This window comes from Streptomyces sp. NPDC005423 (genome assembly GCF_040606415.1).
Lineage (GTDB): Bacteria > Actinomycetota > Actinomycetes > Streptomycetales > Streptomycetaceae > Streptomyces.
This window is the reverse complement of the sequence record NZ_JBEXET010000052.1, coordinates 17,808-35,620: the sequence shown is the minus strand read 5'-3', so window position 1 is coordinate 35,620 and position 17,813 is coordinate 17,808. Positions and strand designations below refer to the sequence as shown.

At 73.8% G+C, this 17,813-nt stretch carries 9 protein-coding genes; 7 read left to right on the top strand and 2 right to left on the bottom strand.

The annotated features are described in order from the left end of the window. Positions 1–49 precede the first annotated feature (49 nt). Together ABZT12_RS34345 and ABZT12_RS34340 are read right to left on the bottom strand one after the other, a co-directional pair. Positions 50–1,294 (bottom strand): serine/threonine-protein kinase, encoded by a 1,245-nt coding sequence (locus ABZT12_RS34345; protein WP_356392085.1) that lies wholly within the window; start codon positions 1,292–1,294, stop codon positions 50–52. 156 nt (positions 1,295–1,450) lie between these two features. After that, positions 1,451–3,139, bottom strand: coding sequence for a serine/threonine-protein kinase (locus ABZT12_RS34340; protein WP_356392127.1), 1,689 nt, complete (start codon positions 3,137–3,139; stop codon positions 1,451–1,453). Positions 3,140–3,467: 328 nt separating this feature from the next. Here ABZT12_RS34340 and ABZT12_RS34335 point away from each other — a divergent pair, with 328 nt between their 5' ends. The 7 genes from ABZT12_RS34335 to ABZT12_RS34305 all read left to right on the top strand — a co-directional run bounded on the left by ABZT12_RS34335 (position 3,468) and on the right by ABZT12_RS34305 (position 17,760). After that, positions 3,468–6,974 (top strand): FHA domain-containing protein, encoded by a 3,507-nt coding sequence (locus ABZT12_RS34335; protein WP_356392124.1) that lies wholly within the window; start codon positions 3,468–3,470, stop codon positions 6,972–6,974. A gap of 164 nt (positions 6,975–7,138) precedes the next feature. Continuing rightward, positions 7,139–8,521: an ABC transporter substrate-binding protein gene (locus ABZT12_RS34330; RefSeq protein WP_356392082.1), complete on the top strand. Its 1,383-nt coding sequence runs from the start codon at positions 7,139–7,141 to the stop codon at positions 8,519–8,521. A gap of 7 nt (positions 8,522–8,528) precedes the next feature. After that, positions 8,529–9,869, top strand: coding sequence for a sugar ABC transporter permease (locus ABZT12_RS34325; RefSeq protein ID WP_356392079.1), 1,341 nt, complete (start codon positions 8,529–8,531; stop codon positions 9,867–9,869). Next, complete coding sequence (locus ABZT12_RS34320) at positions 9,866–10,777, top strand: carbohydrate ABC transporter permease (protein ID WP_356392076.1); 912 nt, start codon at positions 9,866–9,868, stop codon at positions 10,775–10,777. Before ABZT12_RS34325 ends, ABZT12_RS34320 begins: the two co-directional genes overlap by 4 nt. 156 nt (positions 10,778–10,933) lie before the next feature. Further along, complete coding sequence (locus tag ABZT12_RS34315) at positions 10,934–13,210, top strand: bifunctional glycosyltransferase family 2 protein/CDP-glycerol:glycerophosphate glycerophosphotransferase (protein ID WP_356392073.1); 2,277 nt, start codon at positions 10,934–10,936, stop codon at positions 13,208–13,210. 130 nt (positions 13,211–13,340) lie between these two features. Beyond that, positions 13,341–15,533, top strand: a complete 2,193-nt coding sequence (locus ABZT12_RS34310) for a bifunctional glycosyltransferase family 2 protein/CDP-glycerol:glycerophosphate glycerophosphotransferase (protein WP_356392070.1) — start codon at positions 13,341–13,343, stop codon at positions 15,531–15,533. Between the two features lie 7 nt (positions 15,534–15,540). Then, positions 15,541–17,760: a CDP-glycerol glycerophosphotransferase family protein gene (locus ABZT12_RS34305; protein ID WP_356392067.1), complete on the top strand. Its 2,220-nt coding sequence runs from the start codon at positions 15,541–15,543 to the stop codon at positions 17,758–17,760. Positions 17,761–17,813: the final 53 nt, after the last annotated feature.

Genomic DNA, 17,813 nt, shown 5'->3' with positions numbered 1-17,813 from the left:
AGCGTAACGGCTCCGCCAACCGGGGAGCGCCGGGCCGGACCCCGCCGGGTCAGGGGGACGCCGGCGCCGAGTCCTTCGTGTCCTGCGGAGTCGCCCCCGCGCCGTCGTCCGAGGTGGCCAGCCAGGTGCCTACGCCCACGGCCGCCACCAGCGCCACCGCCGCCGCGCCCAGTGTCAGCCGACGGCGCCGGGTGGCCGCGCGGTGGCGGGCCGAGCCGGGGCGCGGAACGCCGGCCGCGCGCGGGGCACGGGCGGTGCCGCGGGCGCCGCCGGCCAGTTCGTCCGGCGCGGGCACCCGCATCGAGGTGTGGGTGTCGCGGTTGGAGTCGGCGGGCTTGGCGCCCGGTACGAGGGGCACCGCGCCCCGGCGCACCCGGGTCCCGCCGGCCGGCGCCTCGGCGGGCGGGGTCTCCTCGCGCGGTTCCTCGGCGGGCTCGGTGTCCGGCTCGTCCACGTCCAGCGGCGCCATCCCGACCAGCAGCGGCAGCTGCTCCCGCAGCCGCGCTCCCAGTTCGGAGGCGCGCAGCCGGGACGCCGGGGCCTTCGCCAGGCACTGGACGAGCAGCGCCCACAGCTCCTCGGGGATGCCGGGCAGCGGGACGACCGTCTCGGTCACGTGCCGACGCAGCACCGCGCCGGGGTGGCCGCCGCCGAAGGGGGTGAACCCGGCGAGCAGCTCGTACAGGACGGTGGCCAGGGCGTAGATGTCCACGGCGGCGCGCGGCGGCAGGCCCTCGACGATCTCCGGGGCCAGGTAGTCGGGGGTGCCGATGATCTTCGTGGCGCGGGTGCGGCGCGGGGAGTCGATGAGCTTGGCGACGCCGAAGTCGGTGAGCAGCGCGGGGTGGGCGCCGCCGGGGCCGAGGGGGCCCTCCATGTCCAGCAGGACGTTCTCCGGCTTGACGTCCCGGTGCACGACTCCGGCGGCGTGGGCGGCCGCCAGTCCGTCGGCGACGTCGGCGACGATGGCCACCGCTGCCTCGGGTGCGAGCCGGCGTTCCCGGTCGAGCCGGGTGCGCAGGTCGGTGCCGCGGACGAGGTCCATGACGAGCGCGAGGTCGTTGCCGTCGACGACCAGGTCGCGTACGGAGACGATGTGCGGATGCTCCAGGCCGAGCAGGGCGGTGCGCTCCTGCACGAAGCGGCCGACGAGTTCCTGGTCGGACGCGAGGTCCTCGCGCAGCAGCTTGATGGCGACGGGCCCGTCCGGCCCCTCGCCCAGCCACACCGTGCCGGCGCTGCCCCGCCCCAGGATCTGGTTGGCGGTGTACCGGCTGCCGATCTTCCGTGCCAAGACTGCTCCTACCAGACGCGTGTTGTCGTTAAAACTACGCGTCCGATGAGCCAACCTTCACCGCCGAGGCGGAATTCACCTGCCGGATGTCGACAAATCCCCAGGCTCACGGCCGATCCGCGCCCCCACGGGGGCCCAACCGGCCTGCGGCGGGTGTCAGTTGCCGCCCGCCTTGCTCAGGTCCTTGACCCAGCCGCTCACCTGGCCGGCCACGTGGCTGATCTCCCGCCAGTAGCTCCGGCCGGTCCCGATCCAGTGCTGCAACGGGGTCAGCTCCCAGATCAGCCAGCCGGCGACGACCAGGACGACGATCGTGAACAGGCAGCCCTTGAGGCAGCCGAGCCCGGGGATCTTCATCGGGTTGGCGCCGCGCTGCCTGGCCTGGCGCGGCTCGCGCGCCGGGGCCGGTTCCTGGGGCCGCTGCGGGGCGGGCTGGTAGCGCTGCTGCTGCGGCTGTTGTTGCGGGCGGCGCTGGGGGGCGTACTGCTGCGGTTGCTGTTGCTGTTGCTGTTGCTGCGGGTAGCCGTAGCCCTGCTGCGGGGGCCGCTGGCGGTCCTGGCGGGGCTGCTGCTGCTGCGGGCGGGCCACCTGGCGCTGGGGGCGGCGGCGCAGCGGGTCCTCGCCGGGGTCGAGGTGCGGCTGGTACTGCGTCTGCTCGGCGCGGTCGCGGGCGGCGCGGAGCTGGTTCTGCCAGGGGTGCGGGTCCTGGGGGCCGCCGCCCTGGCCGGGCTGGTCCGGCGGGACGGACGGCATGACCGTGGTCGGATCGGCCGCGCCCCGGCTCGGCAGCACCGTGGTGGGGTCGGCGGCGCCGGCCGGGCCTCCGGTGTGGGGCAGGAAGCTGGTCGCCGCGTTCGGGTCGTAGCCACCCGAGGTGTGCGACAGGACCGTGGTGGGGTCGGCGGCGCCCGGGACACCCGGTACGGCGGCGGGCGCCGGGTCGGGGGCCAGGAGCACGGCGACGTGCTCGGCGGCGGCGATCTGCGCGGAGTTCGCGTGCACCCCGACGCCCTCGGCGACGACCCGGAGGCCGCGGGCGAGGTTCTCGGCGCTGGGCCGCTCGTCCGGGTTCTTGCGCAGACAGCGCTCGATCACCGTCCACAGCGGGTCGGGGATGGTGGAGGGCCGGCGCGGTTCGGCGCTCAGGTGCTGGTGGAGGACTTCGAGGGCGGAGCCGCCGGAGAACGGCGGGTGCCCCGTGACCAGCTCGTACAGCAGGATGCCGGCGCCGTAGATGTCCACGGCGGAGGTCTGCGGGCGGCCCTCGGCGGACTCGGGCGCGACGTACGCGGGCGTGCCGACGAACTCGTGGGTACGGGTCAGGCCCGGGGAGTCGGCGAGCCGGGCGATGCCGAAGTCGGTCAGCATCGGGTACATCTGGCCGCCGGTCTGCTTGAGCAGCACGTTGGCCGGCTTCAGGTCGCGGTGGACGACGCCGTCGGCGTGGCTGGCGGCGAGCGCGTCGGCGATCTGCGCGGTCAGCAGGGCGGCGCCGACCGGGCTGAAGGGGCCGTTCTCGCGCAGGTAGCGGTGCAGGTCGGGACCGTCCACCAGGTCCATGACGAGCGCCAGCAGATCGCCCTCGACGACCAGGTCGCGGACCCGGACGATGTTCGGGTGGGTGAGCCGGAGCAGCACCGCCCGCTCCCTGAGGAACCGCATCACGATGTCGGCGTCGCTCGCGAGCTCTTCCTTCAGGACCTTGATCGCCACGGTCTCCCCGGGCTGGCCCTGGACGGCCGCCTCGGCGCCCGCGGTCTCACGCTGGCGGGCTCGCCACACGGTTCCCGTGGCTCCGCGTCCGAGCGGCTCCTCAAGCAAGTACTTGCTGCCTACCGGCCGCACGTCATGGGCTCCCTGCTGCTTGCCTGTGTTCCGGTCCACTGTAGTGCCGCCCCTCGGGGGGCCGCGTAAGCGTTCCCGTTCGTGTTCGAGGGAAAGACGCTTCCGCTGGTCCGACGGTTGCCGGGGCGAGACAGGTCCGGACTCATTCGGTCTTCGGCGCGTCACTCGTCAGGCACTTTTGGGGACAGAGCTGACCAATCAAGATCACTTCTCGTCCGGTCCCGGGCGAGTTGTCAGTGACAGGTGCGAGGATGCCTGGAGTACTGGCCGACGTGCTTGTGCGGGGTGGGGGAATTCCGTGCCCGTACAGAAGGGACCGCTGACGGCGATGCAGATCCGGCTGACCGTCGTAGACCCGCTGGGGCCGCCCTCCGCCAAGGGCTCGACCGCGCCCGACCAGGGGGGAGCCCCGTCGTCGCGGGGCCGTGCCGCGAGCTGCGACGTGCTGGTGACGGCGCCCGCGGGTACCGCGCTGGCCGCCGTGGCGTCCGCGCTGGCCTCGGCGGTCTCCGCCGACGCGGGCGCGGGCACGCCTGAGCGCGGCCGGGAGGGCGGCGGACCGGTGGTGCTGTACGCGGGCGCGGAGCGGCTCGACGCCCAGCGCTGCACGCTCGGCGAGCCCCCGTTGACCGACGGCGCGGTGCTGTCCCTGGGCGCCCCGGCCGAGCCCGAGCCGCACCCCGAGCTGGACGACGCGCCGACCCAGCTCCATGTGGTCGCCGGGCCGGACGCGGGCGGGGTCCACCTGCTGCACGGCGGGCAGATCCACATCGGCCGCTCCGCCGACGCCGACGTTCCGCTCGACGATCCGGACGTCTCCCGGCTGCACTGCGCGGTGACGGTCGACCCCGGCGGCCGGGTCTCGGTCGCCGACCTGGACTCGACCAACGGCACCACACTGGCCGGCGCCCGCGTGGGCACCCGCCCGGTGCGCTTCGCGCCGGGGACGCTGCTGCGCATCGGCGAGTCGGCGCTGCGGCTGACCCCGGCCGGGGGGCCTGGCGCGCGCGTGGAGACGGCCCCGGACGGCGAGGGACACATCCGGATGCCGGCGGGCACCGGGGGCTCGTCGGCCTCGCAGGCTCCGCCGGCCGCGCAGACCCTCGTCCCCGGGCAGGGCTCCGCCCCCGGGATCGAGAACCGGCCGGCCGCCTCCCGCTCCGAGCCGCCGCCCCGCGTCACCGGCGGCGACACGCACGCGGGCCGCCTCGGCGCGCACCTCCCCGACGAGGCGCCGTCCTCCCGTACGACGCGACACGGCGGTCCCTACGACGACTTCCCGGACGACGCGTCCGGTTCCTCCGCCGATCCCTCAACCGGCCTACAGGGCACGCCACTTCGGGGCGCGGACGGGGAGCAGGGGGCGCGCAGGCGCGGTGGCCTCGGCAAGTGGGCGCGCCGGCTGGCCGGTGGCCGCGGCGAGGACCTGGCGGCCGGCCCGGAGGGGTCCTACGCCGACGACGTGCCCGGCGAGCACCCGGCGCCGACCCCGTCCCTCCCGCAACAGCCGGACACCTGGCCGGACTTGGCGGCCCTGCTGCTGACGGCGCTGGGCCCGGGACCGCGGCTGTGGGAGCGCGGGCCGGGCCACCCGGAGGCCCTGACGGTCCGGCTCGGTACGGCCGACCGGGCGGCGCCCGACGGCTCGGGGCTGCTGCCCGCCGTGCCGGTGACCGCGGGGCTGCGCGAGGTGGGGGCGCTGGGGCTGGCCGGTCCGCGCGCGCGGCTGGCGGGGCTGGCCCGCGCCGTGGTGGCCCAACTGGTCGCGCTGCACTCCCCCGAGTGCCTGGAGATCGTCCTCGTCAGCGCGGACCGCGCGCGGTCCGCGGACGAGCGCACCGCCGAGTGGTCCTGGCTCGGCTGGCTGCCCCATCTGCGCCCGGCGCACGGCCAGGACTGCCGCCTCCTGCTCGCCTACGACCGCGAACAGGCCACGGCGCGCACGGAGGAGCTCCTGCGCCGCCTGGACGACCACACCGCGGACACCCAGGGCACGACCCGCCCCGGCTCCCCGTACACGTCCCCGGCCCGCTTCGACGAGCGGCCCCCGGGCGGCACCCGTCCGCACCCCTCCGACGACGAGTCCCTCGGTCTCGCCCCGCGCGGGGGCGCCGGCGATCCGGCACCCGCGCCGCACCCCCAGGACGCGGGCGAGCCGGCCCGGGGCGGGGTCCATCGCCCCGCCTGGGCCAGGGAGGACGGCGACGGTCCGGCGGGCGGTTTCCCCGGGCCGTACACGGTGCTCGTGGTGGACGGCGATCCGGGCGGCGCGGCCGTGCGGAAGGCGGTGGCGCGGCTGGCCCACGACGGGCCGGCCGCCGGGATCCACGTGATCTGTCTCGCCGAGACCGAGCCCGCCCCGCCCTCCTGGCCGGTCACGGAGACCTACGAGGCCGCCTGTGCCGCCTCTCCGGTGTTCCGGGAGTGCGGGGCGGTCGCCCTGCTCAGCGGTGATGTGGCGACGGCGCTGCGGCTGGTGCGGGTCGCCCGCCCCGGTGCGGGCGCCTCGCGGCCGGACGGGGTCTCCCCGGCGGCCGGGGCGGGCGTCTCGGCGCCGGTGCCCGTGGGGCACGGCACGACGGCCGCGGTGGACGCGGTGTCGCCGGCCTGGGCCGAGCGGTTCGCGCGGGCCCTGGCGCCCCTGCGGGCGGAGGGCGCGGCGGGTGAGCGGCACGCGCGTGTGTCGGTTCCGCTGCCCCGATCGGCGCGGCTGCTCGACGAGTTGGGGCTCGCCCGGGCCACCCCCGCATCGCTGCTGACCCGTTGGGCGGACGCGGGCGACGACCCGGAAGCGCTCGGCGGCCGGGCCTGGGCGGTCCTCGGCGCCGGACCGCGCGGCCCCGTCTGCGCCGATCTCGCCGCCGAGGGGCCGCACCTGCTGATCGAGGGCCCGCCCGGCAGCGGGCGTACGGAGTTGCTGCGGGCGGTGGTCGCCTCGCTGGCCGCGGCCGACCGGCCGGACCGCCTCGGCATCGTGCTGATGGACGGCCGGGACAGCGTGGGCGCGGGCGGTGGCCACGGCGAGGGGCTGCGGGTCTGCACGGACGTACCGCATGTCACCACGCATCTCACGGCCAACGACCCGGTCCGGATGCGGGAGTTCGCGCAGTCGCTGAGCGCCGAGTTGAAGCGGCGGGCCGAGCTGCTGGGCCGCGCCGACTTCGCCGACTGGCACACCCGGCACGAGGTGTCGGGCCGTCTGGTCGCGCAGCGCGGGGCACCCGCCCGGGGCGCGGCGGGGACGGGGGACATAGAGTCCGCGTCGAGTTCGACGATCCGGCTGCGCCCGCCGGCGGCACGTCAACGGGCGGAGGCCCGGCCGCCGTTGCCCCGGCTCGTGGTGGTGGTGGACGACCTGGACGCGTTGGTGCGGCCGCCGCTCGGCTCGCCGGGGCGGCCCGCCGCCGGTTCTGTCATACGGGCGCTGGAGGCGGTGGCCCGCGAGGGTGAGCGACTCGGGGTGCACCTGGTGGCCGCCGCCGCGCCGGAGGCGGGGACGGGCGGGACGGAGCCGGCCCGGCACGCGACGCTGCGCGTCACCCTCGACGCGGTCGCCGCGGGACCGGACCAACCGGCCCCAGGGCGGGGAAGGTTGACGACGGCGGACGGCCGGAGCACCCCCTTCCAGGGCGGCCGGGTCACCGGCCGCATCCCCCGTACGGCGACGCTGCGTCCGACGGTGGTGCTCCTGGAGTGGCAGCGCATGGGCGACCCGCCCGCCCGCCGCCCGGTGCGCGAACTGGGCAACGGGCCCACGGACTTGGCGCTGCTCGCCAGCGCGCTGGAGCGGGCCGCCCGGTCGGTGTCGGCGGCGGAGGTGCCGTCACTTCTCTGAGCGCCGCCTGTGGAGGTCCCATGGATTCAAGCCGACGTCACGAGCGGGTCACGATCACGGTCTTGACACCGAACGCGCTCTTGCAGCCCTCGAGTCCCCGGGCGTAGACCAGTGCGGACGGACAGCGTTCGAGCGTTCGACGAGGAGCGAGGAACGGGGCAGTGATGCGCAGTACGAGCAGCACCATTCGGACACGAAGTGCCGTACGCACAGCGGCGGTTGTCGCCTCGGGGGCACTGGCGCTCTCGCTCACCGCGTGCGGGGGCGGCGGCAGCAAGTCCGACGGCGAGAAGACGACCCCGTCACCGACCGCCGGTACGGTCAGCCTCCCCAGGCTCGACGGGCAGAACCTTGAGGTGGCCGCCGTCTGGACCGGCGCCGAGCAGAAGAACTTCAAGGCGGTCCTCGCCGAGTTCGAGAAGCGCACCGGCGCCAAGGTGACCTTCGTGCCCGCCCAGGACCCGATCATCAACTTCCTCGGTTCGAAGATCGCGGGCGGCCAGCCGCCGGACGTCGCGATGCTGCCGCAGCCCGGAGCCATCAAGCAGGCCGTCGACAAGAAGTGGGCCAAGCCGCTCGGCGCGGCGGCGCAGGCCGAACTCGCCAAGAACTACTCGCAGGGCTGGCAGGACATCGGCAAGGTCGGCGGCAAGCAGTACGGCGTCTACTACAAGGCCGCCAACAAGTCGCTGGTCTGGTACAACGCCAAGGTCTTCGAGAACGCCGGCGCCAAGGAACCCAAGACCTGGCAGGAGCTGCTGAGCACCGCGCAGACGGTCTACGACTCCGGTGTCACCCCGTTCTCGGTCGGCGGCGCCGACGGCTGGACCCTCACCGACTGGTTCGAGAACGTGTACCTCTCCCAGGCGGGCCCGGAGAAGTACGACCAGCTGGCCCAGCACAAGATCAAGTGGACCGATCCGTCGGTCAAGCAGGCCCTGACCACCCTGGCCCAGGTGTGGGGCAAGAAGGACTTCGTCGCGGGCGGCGCGGACGGCGCGCTGCAGACCGAGTTCCCCGCCTCGGTGACCCAGACCTTCACCGGCGGCGACCAGCCGAAGGCCGGCATGGTCTACGAGGGCGACTTCGTGCAGGTCAACATCGGCGAGACCAAGGAGAAGGTGGGCGCGGGCGCGAAGGTGTTCCCGTTCCCCGCGGTGGGCAGCGCCTCGCCGGTGGTCTCCGGCGGTGACGCGGCCGTCATCTTCAAGGACTCCAAGGCGTCCCAGGCGCTCGCCACCTTCCTGGCCTCCCCGGACGCGGCGACGATCCAGGCGAAGCTCGGCGGCTACCTCTCCCCCAACAAGAACGTGCCGGTCTCGGCGTATCCGAACCCGGTGCAGCAGAAGATCGCCAAGGCCCTGATCGCCTCCGGCGACAACTTCCGCTTCGACATGTCCGACCAGGCGCCGCAGGCCTTCGGCGGCACCCCGGGCAAGGGCGAGTGGAAGGACCTCCAGGACTTCCTGAAGAACCCGGCCGACATCGCGGGCACCCAGGCCAAGCTGGAGAAGGACGCGGCGGCGGCGTACGGCAGCGGGAGCTGATCCGGCGATGACGTCGGCAGCGGCGGGGGTCCCCGGGACCCCCGCCCCACCCCGCACGCGCAAGAGCGTGACCGGTACCCGCAGGACGGTGGCGGCGCTCTTCCTGCTGCCCGCGCTGGTACTGCTGGGCGCGCTCGTGGTCTACCCGATCGGGTACTCGGTCGTCCGCAGCTTCTACGACCAGTCCGGCGACGGGTTCGCCGGCGTCGACAACTACAAGTCCCTCTTCACCGACGACGGCATCCGCACCGCCCTGAAGAACAACGTCATCTGGGTGGTGTTCGCGCCGACCGTCGCGACCGCGCTCGGTCTGATCTTCGCGGTGCTGACCGAACGGGTGCGCTGGGGAACGGCGTTCAAGCTGATCGTCTTCATGCCGATGGCGATCTCGATGCTCGCCGCCGGGATCATCTTCCGGCTGGTGTACGACCAGGACCCGAACAAGGGCGTCGCGAACGCGGTGTGGGTGGGCGTGCACGACACGTTCGCGCAGTCGTCCGCGTTCCCGAAGGCGCACCCGGGCCGGGAGTCGCCGCTCGTGGCCCGGGACGGCGGTTTCGTCACCAGGGCGACCGTCCGCACCGGCGAGGCCGTCGAGCTGCCCCTGGTGGGTGTCGCCCCGGACAAGCTGCCCGACGGGGTGAAGGGGGCCGTCGCGGCGAAGCCCGAGCCAGGGAAGATCACCGGCACGACCTGGCAGGACTTCACCCGGGGCAAGGGCGTCGGCAAGCTGGGCGCGGTCGACCCCTCCGAGGTGGGCTACGCGGGGATGCGGATCGAGGCGGTCAAGGACGGCCGGGTGGTGGCCTCGGCGAAGGCGGCGGACGACGGCACGTTCACGCTGCCCGCCGCCGCCGACGGAGCCCGACTGCGGTTGCCGGCGAGCAACTTCAAGGAGCCCTACAACGGCCTGGACTGGCTGGGCCCGTCGATGGTCACGCCGGCGATCATCGGCTCGTACATCTGGATGTGGGCCGGGTTCGCGATGGTGCTGATCGCGGCCGGGCTCGCCGGGATGCCCAGGGAGCTGCTGGAGGCGGCGCGGGTGGACGGCGCCAACGAGTGGCAGGTCTTCCGCCGCATCACGGTGCCGCTGCTGGCGCCCGTGCTCGCGGTGGTCGCCGTGACGCTGATGATCAACGTGTTGAAGGTCTTCGACCTGGTGTACATCATCGCCCCGGGCTCCTCGCAGGACGACGCCAACGTGCTCGCCCTGGAGCTGTACCGCAAGGGCTTCGCCGAGGACCAGCCGGGCATCGCCAGCGCCATCTCGGTCTTCCTGCTGCTGCTGGTGATCCCGGTGATGCTCTTCAATGTGCGCCGGCTGAGGCGGGAGGTGCGGAGATGACGACGCATGCCGGAAGTCTCCCCGAGACGGCGGCCCCCCTCGCGGCCGTGCAGGCCAAGGAGTCGCTCGGGACGCGGCTGCTGGGCTGGGTGAGCAAGGGCGCGGTCCAGTTCTTCCTGATCGTGGTCGGTCTGTTCTGGCTGGTGCCGACGATCGGACTGCTGCTCTCCTCGCTGCGCTCGCCGCAGGACATGAGCGCGAGCGGCTGGTGGAAGGTGTTCAGCGCGCCCTCCCAGCTCACCTTCCACAGCTACAAGACGCTGCTGGAGAACGGTGACATCACCAAGTCCCTGCTGAACACGGTGCTGATCACGGTCCCGGCGACCCTGCTGGTGGTGGTGATCGGCTCGCTCGCGGGCTACGCCTTCGCCTGGATGGAGTTCCCCGGCCGCGACTGGTGGTTCCTGGGCGTGGTCTCGCTGCTGGTGGTGCCGGTGCAGGTGGCGCTGATCCCGATCGCCGAACTCTTCGGCAGGATCGGGCTGTTCGGCACGATCTTCGGGGTGGTGCTGTTCCACGTCGGGTTCGGGCTGCCGTTCGCGGTCTTCCTGCTGCGGAACTTCTTCGCGGAGATCCCGCGCGAACTGCTGGAGGCGGCCCGTCTCGACGGCGCGGGCGAACTGCGGCTGTTCACACGGGTGGTGATGCCGCTGGGCGGGCCGGCCATCGCCAGCCTCGGCATCTTCCAGTTCCTGTGGGTGTGGAACGACATGCTGGTCGCGCTGGTCTTCACCAAGTCCAGCACCCAGCCGATCACGGTGGCGTTGCAGACGCAGGTACGCCAGTTCGGCAACAACATCGACGTGCTGGCGCCGGGCGCGTTCATCTCGATGGTGATCCCGCTCGCCGTGTTCTTCGCGTTCCAACGGCAGTTCGTGACCGGCGTCATGGCGGGCGCCGTGAAGTAGGCGTCGTACAGGCGCAGTTGGGCATGGGCGGTCCGCTACCGGGCCGCCCTTTCCCGTTCACCGGGGGTCCCCCGTATGCCGTAGTCGCCGTAACCAAGTCACTCCATTGGCCGTTCCCGGGCAGAACGCCCGCGCCGACCGACCCATGGATGTCCCTTGCCCAGGTTCAGTGTCATTGTCCCCGCGTACAAGGTTCAGGCGTACCTGCACGAGTGCCTGGAATCGGTGCTCTCCCAGTCGTACCCCGACCTCGAACTGATCGCGGTCGACGACTGCTCGCCGGACGCCTGCGGCGCGATCATCGACGAGTTCGCGGCCCGCGACGCCCGGGTGCGGGCCGTGCGCCTGCCGGAGAACCAGGGCCTCGGTCCGGCCCGCAACGCCGGGCTGGCGGCGGCGCGGGGCGACTACCTGGTCCTGCTGGACGGCGACGACACCCTCACCCCGGACGCGCTGCGGGCGATCGCCGACCGGATCAAGGAGACCGGCGAGCCGGACGTCCTGGTCTACGACTACGCCCGCACCTACTGGTCGGGCCGGACCGAGCGCAACAAGGTCGCCGCCCAGCTCGGCGAGGAGGGCCCGGCGCCGTTCCGGCTGGCGGACCGGCCCGGGCTGCTGAACGTGCTCATGGTGGCCTGGAACAAGGCGTACCGGCGGGAGTTCGTGGAGCGCGAGGGCTTCGCCTTCCCTCCCGGCTACTACGAGGACACGCCCTGGACCTTCCCGGTGCTGCTGACCGCGGACTCCCTCGCGACGCTGGACCGGGTCTGCGTCCACTACCGCCAGCGGCGCGGGGGCAACATCCTCTCCACCACCAGCCGTCGGCACTTCGACATCTTCGACCAGTACGACCGGGTCTTCGCCTTCCTCGACGAGCGCCCCGAACTCGACTGCTGGCGACCGGTGTTGTTCCGCCGCATGGTCGACCACCTGCTCGCGGTGGTCGCCAGGCGGGACCGGCTGCCGCGCGGCACCCGCGCCGACTTCCTGCGCGCCGCCCGCGCCCACTACCGCCGTCACCGCGTCCCGGGCCGCGGGGCCCCGGCGCGCAAGCGCGTCCGGCACGCCCTGGTCCGGCTCGGCGTCCACCGCACCTTCCGGACGCTCCAGTGGGCGGCGTCGGCCCACCGCAGGACCCGCAGACTGACCGGCAAGGCGCGGCGCGCGGTGCGGGCGGCCCTCCTCCAGCTGCACTACCGCGTCCAGTTGCGCCTTCCGCTGCGCGGTGACCGGGCCGTGTTCACCGCCTACCGGGGGCGCGGCCACGGCTGCGACCCGGGCGCCCTGGAGACCGCGTTCCGCACGCTCGCCCCGCAGATCCGCACGGCGTGGATCGCCCGCCCCGAGCACCAGCACACGCTGCCCGCCGCGACCCTCGGCGTCAGCCCCGGCACGGCCGCCTACTGGACGGCGCTGGCCCGCTCCAAGTACCTCGTGAACAACGCCGACTTCGACCGCCGGCTGGTCAAGCGCCGCGGTCAGATCGTGATCCGGACCCCACACGGCACCCCGCTCAAGCACATGGGCCTCGACCTCCAGGAACACCCGGCCGCCGCACGGGACATGGACTTCGCCGAGCTCCTCCGGTCCGTCGACACCTGGGACTACGTCCTGTCCGCCAACCGGCACTCCACCCTGACCTGGGAGCGGGTGTTCCCCGGCGGTTACACGACCCTCGAATACGGCACTCCGCGCAACGACGTGTTCCAGCACGCCACTTCGGCCGACGTGGCCCGGCTGCGCGAGTCGCTGGGCATCCCCCGGGACACGGTCGCGATCCTGTACGCGCCCACCCACCGCGACCACCGCCGCACCCAGCGCACCGCCCTCGACCTGGACCGTGTCCTGCGCCGGCTGGGCCCGCGCTTCGTCGTGCTGGCCCGCGCCCACCCCCGCCACGGCGGCCCGCTCGCCACCGGACCGGGCAGGGTCATCGACGTCACCGGCCACCCGAGCGTGGAGTCGCTCTGTCTCGCCTCGGACGCGCTGGTCACCGACTACTCGTCCCTGATGTTCGACTACGCGGGCCTGGACCGGCCGATCGTGCTGCACACCGAGGACTGGGAGGTGTACGAGGCCACCCGGGGCACCTACTTCGACGTGCGCGCCCGCCCGCCCGGCGCGGTCGCGCGCAGCGAGGACGAACTGATCGGTATCTTCGCGGACGGCCGCTGGCGCGGCTCCCGCTCCGACCAGCTGCGCGCCGCCTTCCGCGAACGCTTCTGCCCCCACGACGACGGTCGCGCCGCCGAGCGGGTCGTACGCCGGATCGTGCTCGGCGAGGAGGAGGCGGCGCTGCCGCCGGTGGTGCCGCTCGCCGAGCGCCGTCCGGTGCCGGCCCCGCCCCTCGCGCGCTCCCCGCTCGCCACCGTGCCGCAACCCACCGGGCCGCAACCCACCGCGGTCGCCCCCGTCACCGACAGCCTCTGAACGGCGTTCTCAAGCAGGGGAGTTCGTATGCCCTCCAGCCCGTCGCGGCCGACCCCGAGCCGTCCGTCCAGCCGGCGGCCGGCCGGGCGCCCCGGCCGCCGCGCGCTCCGACCACAGGAGAAAGAACAGAATGCCCCGCTTCAGCATCATCGTCCCGTCCCATGGGGTCGCGGGCCGGCTGTCCCAGGCGCTCGACTCGGTCCTCGCCCAGTCGTTCGGCGACGTCGAGCTGATCCCGGTCTGTGACGCCCCCGGCGCCCCGGCCGCCGACGTCGCCGCCGGGTACGCCGGACGGGACTCCCGGGTGGCCCCCGTGCACTCCCCGCCCTCCGCCGGACTGGGCGGGGCGCGCAACACCGGCCTCGCCGCGGCGACCGGCGCCTACCTGCTCTTCCTGGACGGCGACGACCTGCTGGTGCCGGGCGCGCTGGCCGCGCTGGACGCCCGGCTGACCGAGACCGGCGACGTCGACGTGCTCTTCTTCGAGCACGAGCGGACCCCGTGGTGGGAGGGCGAGCCGGCCAACCCGGCGGCCCCGCTGCTCGCGCCGGCCCCGAAGGGCGCCTTCGCCCCGGCCGAGGCCCCGAGGCTGACCGCCGTACAACTCCCCGCGTGGAGCGCCGCCTACCGCCGCGAGTTCGTCACCGACCACCAACTCCGTTTCCCGGACGGTCACTTCACGGACCTCGGCTGGGGCGGCCGGGTCACGGCCGCCGCCGGACGGCTCGCGGTGCTGCGCTCGGTGGCCGTCCGGCACCGGCCGCGCCGGCAGGGCAGCCGGCTCAACCAGCCGGGCGAGCACCAGCGGCAGCTCCTGGACCAGGCGGAGACCGCGCTGACCGCGGGCCAAGAGCTGCCGGCCGAGCGGTCGTACGCCCTCTTCGAGCAGGTCTTCGCGGCCGTCCTGAAGACGGCGTCCCGCCCTGAGCGGCTGCCCTCCGGCCGGCGCGCCTTCTTCCGCCGGGCGGCCCGGCTCTACCGCCGCCACCGTCCGGCCGGGTTCCGGACGCCGGGCGGCAGCGTGGGGATGCAGCACCGGCTGCTGGCGGCCGGTGCCTACACGGCGTTCCACTCCCTGCGGGCCGCCAACCGGTCGGCGGCGAGGGCGGCCGAACGCGTCCCGCGGCCCCGGATGCTCCGCACCCGGCTGCGCTACGCCCGTGCGCTGCGCCGCCCGCTCGACCCCAACCTTGCTGTGTACTGCGCCTATTGGGGCCGCGGCTATGTGTGCAGCCCGGCCGCGATCCACGCCAAGGCGCGTGAACTCGCCCCGCACCTGAGGTCGGTGTTCCTGGTCGAGCCGGACGCCGTGGACGCCGTACCGGCGGGGGTCGAGCACGCCGTCATCGGCAGCCGCCGCTACTGGGACGTGCTGGCCCGCGCCACCTACCTGGTGAACAACGCCAACTTCGCGGAGGGCGTCGTCAAGCGGCCCGGCAGCGTGCACGTCCAGACGCAGCACGGCACCCCGCTGAAGAAGATGGGCGTCGACCAGTCGACGTACCCGGTGGTCGCCGCCGCGACCGGCAGCTTCGCCAGGCTCCTGGGCCGGGTCGACCGCTGGGACTACAACATCTCCGCCAACCGGCACTCCACCCAGATGTGGGAGCGCGCCTTCCCGGGCCGGTACGAGACGCTGGAGTACGGCTATCCACGCAACGACGTCTACTACACGGCGACGGCCGCCGATGTGGCGCGCGTACGACGGGAGTTGGGCGTTCCGGAGGGCAGCACCGCCGTCCTCTACGCGCCCACGCACCGCGACTACCGGTCCGGTTTCGACCCCGGCCTCGACCTGGAGGCGTTCTGCGCGGCGGCCGGCGAGGACGTGGTGGTGCTGATGCGCGCCCACTACTTCTACGACCAGGGCCGCGCCCGGAGCACCGGCCGGGTCATCGACGTGACGGGGCACCGCTCCTCCGAGGACGTGTGCCTGGCCGCCGACGCCCTGGTCACGGACTACTCGTCGATCATGTTCGACTACGCCAACCTCGACCGGCCGATCGTCGTGTACGCCGACGACTGGGAGGTCTACCGGGAGACGCGGGGCGTCTACTTCGACCTCATGGCGGCCCCGCCGGGACCGGTCGCCCGTACCCCCGAGGAGCTGGCCCGGATCTTCCGCGACGGCGCCCACGCCGACGACGCGTCCACGGCGCTGCGGGCCGCATTCCGGTCCCGGTTCTGCCAGTTCGACGACGGGCTGGCCGCCGAGCGGGTGGTACGCCGGGTCTTCCTCGGTGAGCCCCCGGCGGGGGTACCGCCCGTGATCCCGCTCGCGGAGCGCATCCCGGCCCCCGCCGCCACCCTCGTAAGGAGCTGACCCCGACGTGCCCCGCTTCAGCGTCATCGTCCCCGTCTTCAAGGTGCAGGGCTTTCTGCGCGAGTGCCTCGACTCGGTGCTCGACCAGTCGTACCGGGACATCGAGGTGATCGCCGTCGACGACTGCTCGCCGGACGGCTGCGGCGCGATCCTCGACGAGTACGCGGCCCTCGACCCACGAGTACGGGTGCTGCACCTGCCGCGGAACGTCGGCCTGGGCCGCGCCCGCAACGCCGGAATGCCCCATGCCACCGGCGACTTCCTGCTCTTCCTCGACAGCGACGACACCCTCACCCCGGGCGCCCTGGGCACGATGGCCGACCGGCTCGACGAGAGCGGCGACCCGGACGTGCTGGTCTTCGACTACGCGCGCACCTACTGGTGGGGCGGCACGCGGCGCAATGTGCTCGCGCACGTCCTCGCGGCGGCCGAGGGCACCTTCACCGTCGCCGAACACCCCGAGTTCCTCGACCTGTTGATGGTGGTGTGGAACAAGGTCTACCGGCGCGCGTTCGTGCACGAGCACGGCTTCGAGTTCCCGCCCGGCTACTACGAGGACACCCCCTGGACGTTCCCGGTCCTGCTCAGTGCCGAGCGCGTCGCGGCCCTGGACCGGATCTGCCTCCACTACCGCCAGCGCCGCCAGGGCAACATCCTCTCCACCACCAGCCGCAAGCACTTCGACATCCACGACCAGTACGAGCGGGTCTTCGCCTTCCTCGACTCCCGCCCCGAGCTGACGAGTTGGCGGCCCTGCCTGCACCGCAAGATGGCCGAGCACTGCCTCGACATCCTCGCCAAGCCGGACCGGCTGCCCCCGTCCGACAAGGCCGAGTTCTTCCGCCGTACGGCCGCGCTGTTCCGCGCCCACCGGCCGGCGGACACCGCCGTGGACGCCGACCTCCGTGTCCTGGAGGGGAGTTACGCGCTGTACCGGGTCAGGCGGCAGGCGGAACGGGGCCGCCGCGAGATCGCGCGGCGCGCGGCGCCGGTGCGGAGGTCGGCGGCGGGGCGGATCAGGGGCGGCTGGTCGTCACTGCACGCCAGGCGTCCGCTCGACCCGCACCTCGCGGTCTATTCGGCCTTCTCCCACCAGGGCGTCCTGGGCGACCCCGGGGCGATCTACCGCAAGGCCCGGGAGATCGCCCCGCACCTGCGCGGTGTGTGGGTGGTCCGCGACGAGGAACAGGCCGCGCTGCTGCCGCCGGACGTCGAGCACGTCCTGCCCGACACCCTGCGTCACCGCCAACTCCTGGCGCGGGCAACGTACTTCGTGAACAACGTGAACTGGCCCGCGCTGCCGGCCAAACGGCCGGGCAGCGTCCACGTCCACACCCACCAGGGCACCCCGCTCAAGTACATGGCGGCCGACCTGCTGGAGAAGCCGGGCGCCCGGCACGGTGTCGACGTACCGCAGATACTGCGCCGCGCCGACCGCTGGGACTACAGCCTGGTCGCCAACCGCCACTCCGAACTGGTCTGGGAGCGCGCCTACCCCTGCCACTTCACCTCACTGCGTACCGGCAGCCCGCGCAACGACGCCCTGGTGAACGCGGGTCCCGAGGCGGGCCGCGCGGTCCGCGCCCGGCTGGGCATCCCGGCCGGGCAGACGGTCGTGCTGTACGCGCCGACCCACCGCGAGTACGTCCGGGGCGGCCATACCGACCGGATCGACCTGGCCCGGTTCGCCGCCGGCCTCGGTCCGGAGCACACCCTGGTGGTACGGCTGCACCCCGGGCTCGCGACCGGCCCGGCGCGCGGGACGGGCCTGACGGAACTGCACCGGCGGGGCATCCTCGTCGACGCCACCGACGTACCGGACGTCGAGGACGTCCTGCTCGCCGCCGACGTCCTGCTCACCGACTACTCGGCCCTGATGTTCGACTACGCCCTGCTCGACCGGCCGATCGTGCTGCACGCCGACGACTGGCCGGCGTACACGGCGAGCCGGGGTGCCTACTTCGACATCACCGCCCAGCCGCCGGGTCATGTCTCGCGCTGCTACCGGGAGTTGGCGGAGCTGTTCGCCACCGGTGCCTGGGCGGACGGGGAGTCGGCGCGGCTGCGGGCCGCATTCCGGTCGCGGTTCTGCGAGTTCGACGACGGACACGCCGCCGAACGGGTCGTACGGACGCTGCTGCTCGGCGAGGACGGGTGGCTGCCCCCGGAGACGACGGCCCGGGTGCCCGCCCCGGCCTCCGGTCACGGCCTGGTCGTGTCGTCATGAGCCGGGCCACCGTGCGCCGGCTCTCCGCCGGTCGCCTCCCCCTGCGCCGTGCC

What these genes read in the sequence shown, in the direction of transcription:
- ABZT12_RS34335 (WP_356392124.1), top strand. Translation starts at nt 3,468, where the DNA reads ATGCAGATCCGGCTGACCGTCGTAGACCCGCTGGGGCCGCCCTCCGCC.
- ABZT12_RS34330 (WP_356392082.1), top strand. Translation starts at nt 7,139, where the DNA reads ATGCGCAGTACGAGCAGCACCATTCGGACACGAAGTGCCGTACGCACA.
- ABZT12_RS34325 (WP_356392079.1), top strand. Translation starts at nt 8,529, where the DNA reads ATGACGTCGGCAGCGGCGGGGGTCCCCGGGACCCCCGCCCCACCCCGC.
- ABZT12_RS34320 (WP_356392076.1), top strand. Translation starts at nt 9,866, where the DNA reads ATGACGACGCATGCCGGAAGTCTCCCCGAGACGGCGGCCCCCCTCGCG.
- ABZT12_RS34310 (WP_356392070.1), top strand. Translation starts at nt 13,341, where the DNA reads ATGCCCCGCTTCAGCATCATCGTCCCGTCCCATGGGGTCGCGGGCCGG.